Source organism: Candidatus Schekmanbacteria bacterium, assembly GCA_003695725.1.
Lineage (GTDB): Bacteria > Schekmanbacteria > GWA2-38-11 > GWA2-38-11 > J061 > J061.
Genome location: RFHX01000137.1, coordinates 1 through 6074 on the forward strand (window position 1 = coordinate 1; position 6074 = coordinate 6074).

Annotated in this window: 7 protein-coding genes; 3 read left to right on the top strand and 4 right to left on the bottom strand. The window is 37.0% G+C overall.

The features are described from left to right. The 3 genes from D6734_05525 to D6734_05535 form a co-directional block, all read left to right on the top strand. Window positions 1-383 (top strand): glycosyltransferase (locus tag D6734_05525; protein RMF95441.1); only part of this gene is annotated, 383 nt, incomplete at its 5' end. Window positions 384-597: 214 nt separating this feature from the next. Beyond that, the gene (locus tag D6734_05530) at window positions 598-1041 is read left to right on the top strand and encodes a 50S ribosomal protein L13 (protein RMF95442.1); all 444 of its coding nucleotides are present in this window, start codon (window positions 598-600) and stop codon (window positions 1039-1041) included. Then, window positions 1041-1454 carry a 30S ribosomal protein S9 gene (locus D6734_05535; GenBank protein ID RMF95443.1) on the top strand — a complete coding sequence of 138 codons (414 nt, stop codon included), beginning with the start codon at window positions 1041-1043 and terminating at the stop codon, window positions 1452-1454. Before D6734_05530 ends, D6734_05535 begins: the two co-directional genes overlap by 1 nt. Before the next feature lie 55 nt (window positions 1455-1509). Here D6734_05535 and purU read toward each other — a convergent pair whose 3' ends face one another. From purU to D6734_05555, 4 genes are all read right to left on the bottom strand, one after another. Then, window positions 1510-2376: a formyltetrahydrofolate deformylase gene (gene purU, locus D6734_05540; GenBank protein ID RMF95444.1), complete on the bottom strand. Its 867-nt coding sequence runs from the start codon at window positions 2374-2376 to the stop codon at window positions 1510-1512. A 20-nt stretch (window positions 2377-2396) separates the two neighbouring features. Then, window positions 2397-3530, bottom strand: coding sequence for a rod shape-determining protein RodA (rodA, locus tag D6734_05545; GenBank protein ID RMF95445.1), 1134 nt, complete (start codon window positions 3528-3530; stop codon window positions 2397-2399). Between the two features lie 58 nt (window positions 3531-3588). Continuing rightward, window positions 3589-4581 (bottom strand): signal recognition particle-docking protein FtsY, encoded by a 993-nt coding sequence (gene ftsY, locus D6734_05550; protein RMF95446.1) that lies wholly within the window; start codon window positions 4579-4581, stop codon window positions 3589-3591. A 72-nt stretch (window positions 4582-4653) separates the two neighbouring features. Next, window positions 4654-5802, bottom strand: a complete 1149-nt coding sequence (locus D6734_05555; GenBank protein RMF95447.1) for a pyridoxal phosphate-dependent aminotransferase — start codon at window positions 5800-5802, stop codon at window positions 4654-4656. Between the last annotated feature and the right edge of the window lie 272 nt (window positions 5803-6074).

Here is a 6074-nt window from a genome sequence, read left to right on the forward strand (position 1 = left end):
TGGATTACCCGGAAATCTGCGCAGGCGCATTTCGATTCAAAGTCGATGAAGACTCCTTCCCAATGAAACTCATTGAAAAACTTGCAAATTTTCGCGCCAGTGTCTTGAAGATGCCCTATGGAGACCAAGCTATTTTTTTGAAAAAGGAATTATTTTTTAAAGCAGGGGGATTTGCAGAAATTCCAATTATGGAGGATTTTGAGTTTATCAGAAGAATCAAAAAATATGGCAAGATATTCATAGCGCCCTTCCCGGCATTGACATCGGCACGAAGATGGAAAAAAAATGGATTTTTAAAAACCACACTAATCAATCAGCTTATTATTATGGGATATTATTTAAGAGTACCGCCAGCAAAATTGAGAGATTGGTATAATAAGTAAAACAATATGATGAATATAAATACTTTAGCCAATTCATAGTATATTCTGAGTTTTTGAATGTACCACTTGATTATGACAACAACAATTGAGTTTTAATGCAAGAAACTATGCAATTGAAATTCTCTTTTTTTCTCTTTATCTTCTTGACAAATGCATCAAAGAAATATAATAAGACATCTCCAATTTAAAATATTAACAAAAGTGGGTTGAAAAGATGGCAAAAGTACAACGGTCATTTGTAGCTAAAAAGGAAGATATTGAAAGAAAATGGTATCTGGTCGATGCCGAAGGGAAAACTCTTGGAAGAATGGCATCACAGATTGCAACTATATTGATGGGAAAGCATAAACCAATTTATACCCCATCTGTTGATACAGGTGATTTCGTAGTTGTGATCAATGCAGAAAAGATTGTCCTGACAGGGAAAAAATGGGACCAGAAGAAATACTATCGCCATAGCGGATGGATAGGAGGAATAAAAGAGACGACTGCAAAAGAAATGCTTGCAAAACATCCTGAAGATATTGTTAGATTGGCAGTAAAAAGAATGCTTCCAAAAACGAAACTTGGAAGGGCAATGCTAAAAAAACTCAAAGTCCATAGAGGTCCTGAACACCCTCATAGTGCGCAAAAACCGGAACCACTGGAAATTAATTAATATTGAAGGAGCAAAAGTTGGAAAATAGCAACATTTATTATGCCACAGGAAAAAGAAAAACTTCTGTTGCAAGAGTTTGGATCAAAGCCGGCAAAGGAGAAATTCTTGTAAATAAAAGGTCGCTTGATAACTATTTTCCAAGAGAATCGTTGCGTGCAATTGCTATTAGTCCTCTTCAGTTTCTTCCTGATAGAGAGAATTTCGATATCAACATCAATGTAAAGGGAGGAGGAATTTCCGGACAGGCAGGCGCCATAAGGCATGGTATTGCCAAAGCATTGGTAAACCTCGATGAAAGCTTGCGTCCAAAATTGAAAAAAGAAGGTATGCTCACGAGAGACCCTCGACAAGTAGAAAGAAAGAAATACGGACAGCCAAAAGCACGAAAGAAATTCCAATTCTCAAAGCGTTAATTTCATCTGTTTATAAAAAAACGAGAAGCTTTCTATATTTGCACAACAGCTCACATTATTCAAAGACAATAGTCTTTCGTCCCCGTACGAAAATTCGATGCTCGGTATGAAGACGCAGTGCTTTTGCAAGGACAAGTCGCTCCAAATCGCGCCCTTTTCTTTTTAAATCTTCTACTGAATCGCGATGTGTAACTCTCGTTATATCCTGCTCTATGATAGGTCCTTCATCAAGCTCTTCTGTAACATAGTGGCTTGTAGCCCCTATGAGCTTCACTCCTCTCTCATATGCCTGTCTATAAGGATTGCTTCCCGCAAAAGCCGGCAGGAATGAGTGATGAATGTTGATTATCCTGTTCCGAAATTTATCAAGAATAACAGGTGTGATAATCTGCATATAGCGAGCAAGCACAATTGTATCAATTTTATGTTCAATAAGAAGTTCGAGCTCTTTTCTCTCTTGTGCTACTTTATTTTCTTTTGTTATTGCAAAGACATAATAAGGTATGCCATAACTTTGAGCCAATTCCTGATGGTTAGGATGATTTGATATTATCAGCGGTATTTCAATATTGAATTCACCTAGACTGTATCTCCATAAAATTTCCTGTAAGCAATGTGCATACTTTGAAACAAATATGGCAACCCGCATCTTTTCATCCATCATTTTAATATCCCATTTGGCATTGAGCTTTTCTGCAATAGGCGTAAAAGCAGATTTAAACGCAGACACTTCTAAAAGGGACTCACTTATTTCCCAAAGGATTCTTAGATAAAATACCTTTTCGTCAGTATCTACATGTTCATCGAGGTCAATAATATTCCCTCCTCTCTCTGCAATAAAGCTTGATATTCTGGCAACCAATCCAATTTGGTCAGGACAATGAAGAAGAAGGACAGCTTTTACTTTTTTCTCTTTCATCATTTTTTCAAACCTCATTTCAATTACAATATAAAACGTCTGCCTCGTATGCTTAATACTATGCCTATCGATGCCATTGTCGAAAGCATAGAAGAGCCTCCATAACTAAAAAGCGGCAGCGGAATACCTACAACAGGAAGTAATCCTACTACCATTGAAATATTGACGACTACCTGAAAAAGAAGGAATGATGAGATTCCAAAGGAAAGCAATGCTCCACATTTATCAGGTGATTCAAGGGAAACCTTGAGACAGAACAAGATGAGAGAAAGGAAAAGTGCAAAAAGGAAGAATACTCCAATAAATCCCCATTCCTCAGCAAAGACAGAAAATATGAAGTCTGTATGGCTTTCAGGAAGAAATTTAAGCTGTCCTTGACTTCCATGCAGAAACCCCTTACCAAAAATCCCGCCTGAACCAACTGCAATCTTGGATTGAATTATGTTATACCCGCTTCCTAAAGGGTCTGCTTCAGGGTTGAACAATGTCAAAATTCTTTTTCTCTGATAGTCTTCCAGAAAAAACCACATAACGATTGAGCCTGCAATTGCTGAAAGAATCCCTCCATAGAAGACTCTTCGCTTCACACCTGCTGCAAAAAGATAAAAAATCAATATAACTATAACAGAGATTGCAGTACCAAGGTCGGGCTGAAGTATAATGAGAATCGCCGGGATAAGTGCCAAAGCAAGAGGGTATAAAACTTCGGTAAAAGATAGAGATTCTCCGCTCCTAATATCAGAAATAAAGCGAGAAAGAACAATTATCGTAGCAAGTTTTATGAATTCAGAGGGTTGAACATTGAAAAAGCCAAGGGAAATCCATCTTCTCGAACCTGATTTTACTTCTCCAATGACAAGCACAATTATAAGAAGAGAAAGGGATAGGAAATAGATAACGTAGGCATATTTGATAATTGTTCTGTAATCAATCAATGTAAATATTGCCAATGCCACCAATCCTAAAAAAAACCAGATGAGCTGTTTTTTCCAATATGTTTGAGCAGAAAGGAAATAATCTTTTCCGTAAAACTCAGGAAAATAAGATGAACTGTATATTGTAGCAATGCCAAGAAGAGAAAGCAGAATTGTTATCAGCAGGATTCTCCATTCAAGGTTGCTAATTATTTCCTTAAACAATAGGCATCTTCCTCTCAGAGTCTGCTATTCTTCATAAATCCCATGAAAAATTCAAAAGAAATCCAAAAACAACCCTTTAATCTTCGATGATTGCCTCAGCAAATGCTCTGCCATTAAAGGGCTGGAGACTTTCAATGTCTTCACCGACACCAATAAACTTTATTGGTATTTCGGTCTCAAGGGCAATTGATATCAAGACACCTCCCTTTGCTGTGCCGTCAAGCTTTGTCATTATTATTCCCGTAACATCTACAGCCTCCATAAACATCTTTGTTTGGCTCAGCGCATTTTGTCCTGTTGTGGCATCGAGGACGAGCAAAACTTCGTTTGGGGCTCCGGGAAGCGCCTTACCCAAGACCCTTTTCATTTTTTTAAGCTCTTCCATCAGGTTTTTCTTAATATGCATTCTTCCTGCAGTATCAACGATAAGAACATCTACTTTCTTTGAAACAGCAGATGTAACTGCGTCATAGGCAACAGACGAAGGGTCAGCTCCTTCTCTTCCTCGTACAACCTCAACTCCCGACCTTTCCCCCCATATTCCAAGCTGAGTATCGGCAGCGGCACGGAAAGTATCACCTGCAGCTAACATAACTTTTTTCCCATCCTTTAAGAAACGGGAAGCAAGTTTCCCTATAGTTGTTGTCTTGCCAACGCCATTTACTCCTACAACCATAATGACAAAAGGAGTTGTCGTAATCTCAATTTTGCCCTCATATTTTGAAAGCATCTCGCCCAACCTATTACATATATATCTTTTGATTTTCTCTTCATCCTTTATATTCTCCATCAACACATATTCGCGAAGCTCTTCAACAATGTGTCCTGCTGTTTCAATACCAATATCCGAAAGCACTAAGATTTCTTCAAGTTCTTCATAAAAATCGTCATCGATAACCCTGCCCGGGAAAAAAAGCCCTTCAAACTTTGAACTTATTTCTCGTTGAGTCTTCTTTAAACCTTTTTTCAGCCGCCCCCAAATACTATTTTCTTCTTCATTCCTTTCAACAATGATATTCCTTACCTTTTCCTCCTGCTTGTTGTTTTTACCAAACAAATTCTTTAACATTGCTTCTCCTTCATTTTCAACATCATTTCCTACATTAAAAGATAAAACAACAATGTATAAAAAAATCGATTGTCATTTATGAAAATTCTTCAAAAATTCTTCGATTCTTTTAATTCCTTTTTCTATATTTTGAATAGAATTAGAATAAGAAAAACGAATATATCCTTCCCCATTTGTGCCAAAATCTATGCCGGGTGTTACTGCGACTCCTGCTTTCTCAAGAAGTTTAAATGCAAAATCGTATGAATTAGAAGCAAATTTTTTCGCATTTGCAAAAACATAGAAAGCTCCAGTGGGCTCATTTTTAATACCAAAGCCAAGTTTCTTTAATGCATCGATAATGAATATTCTCCTCATATTGAAAACTCGCACCATCTTCTTTATTTCCTCATCTGCTTCTCTTAATGCTGCAATTGCTGCTCTTTGAGCAAAAGCAGATGCCGAAATAAAAAGGTTTTGTTGAAGCTTCTGCATAGGTCTTATAAATTTTTTTGGTGCAATAACATAACCCAATCGCCACCCTGTCATAGCATACAACTTTGAAAATCCATTGAGGACAAAGGCGTTATCTGTTATTTCGAGGATACTATGCTCTTTCCCTTCATAAACAAGCCCATGATATATTTCATCAGAAATAACATAGGGTCCCAATGAAGCTATACTGCTCAATGTATCAAAATCCAATACTATTCCTGTGGGATTTGCCGGTGAATTTACGATTATAGATTTTGTTTGAGAATCAATCCGTTTCTTCATATCAGCAATATCAGGACGAAATCCATTCTCTTCATAGATAGGAAAAAAGAGAGGATTGCCTCCAACAAATTTTACAAAATTAGGATAACAGGGATAGTAGGGATTTGACATTAGGACATTATCGCCGGGATTCAAAAGAGCGCCAAAAATCAGAAGCATCGCAGGAGAAGTGCCTGAAGTGACAATTATCTGATCCGGGCTGATTTCCACATTATATTTTCTTTGATAATGTTCACTTATTGCTTCCCTCAATTCAATCAATCCCAAACTGTGAGTATAATGCGTATCACCTCGTCGAATGGAATCAATACCTGTCTCCATTATAATCGATGGAGTATCAAAATCCGGTTCGCCCACCTCCAAATGAACAATTTCTCTCCCTTCCTTTTCGAGCTGTTTTGCCCTGTCAAGGACATCCATAACGATAAAAGGAGTGATTGACTCTATTCTTTCTGCAATCTTCATTATTAAAAATCCATTTGAAATTAATATTCTTTCCTCTCTTCCCGATAGGAGTAATCCGAAATAATCATTTTTTCACAGCAATCTTATATAACGCAAGATGTAAAGAAATACAATAAAAGTTAATGATGAAATGTCGGTTTTTTGGACAGATTTTTTTCTTAATTTTCAATAAGTTATTGATCTTTTAAAAATGTGTCGGTTTTTTGGACAATTTTTCTTTTCCCTTTACTTCTTGCATTCTTGAATTTTTATAAGAGTGACGAAAAGGAAAA